1 protein-coding gene is annotated in these 403 nt (G+C 69.0%); it reads right to left on the bottom strand.

The window, feature by feature from the left end; translation table 11 throughout:
• Positions 1 to 292, bottom strand: a 292-nt coding sequence (locus tag L6966_RS12020) for a polysaccharide biosynthesis/export family protein (protein WP_237233477.1), incomplete at its 3' end; no start/stop codon positions are given.
• Between the last annotated feature and the right edge of the window lie 111 nt (positions 293 to 403).

The raw sequence follows: 403 nt of genomic DNA, 5'->3' as shown, positions 1-403 counted from the left end.
CGTAATTGCCGTTCCTCAGGCCATCGGCGATGAGTTGCTCGGCCGCACTGACGCCCAGCCCGCCGATGCGCACATTGCCGAGCAGCGGGTAGCTGATGACGCCCGTTTCGGAAACGCGGGTCTCGAGCGTCAGGTCGGGGTTTTGATAGACGACGACTCGGACGACGTCGCCAGCGCCCAGCTTGTACTCGGCCATCGCTGCGGCATTGGCGGCCGCGCTGGTTTGCGCCTGACCGCTCATGGCCGTCAGGCCCAGCGCCACTGCGAGCGCGAGGTGTCGGACGCGGATCATTTCAGGCCCATTCCCTTGGCGATCGCGTTTTGATCCAGGCCGCTGGCCGCCGAGGCCGGCGCCGGGGCAGGCTGTGCCGGTGTGGCTGCCGAAGCGGCCGACGCCGCGGGC

The organism is Rothia nasisuis, from assembly GCF_928381405.1.
Classification (GTDB): Bacteria; Actinomycetota; Actinomycetes; order Actinomycetales; family Micrococcaceae; genus Rothia; species Rothia nasisuis.
This window is presented reverse-complemented; position numbering and strand designations above follow the sequence as displayed.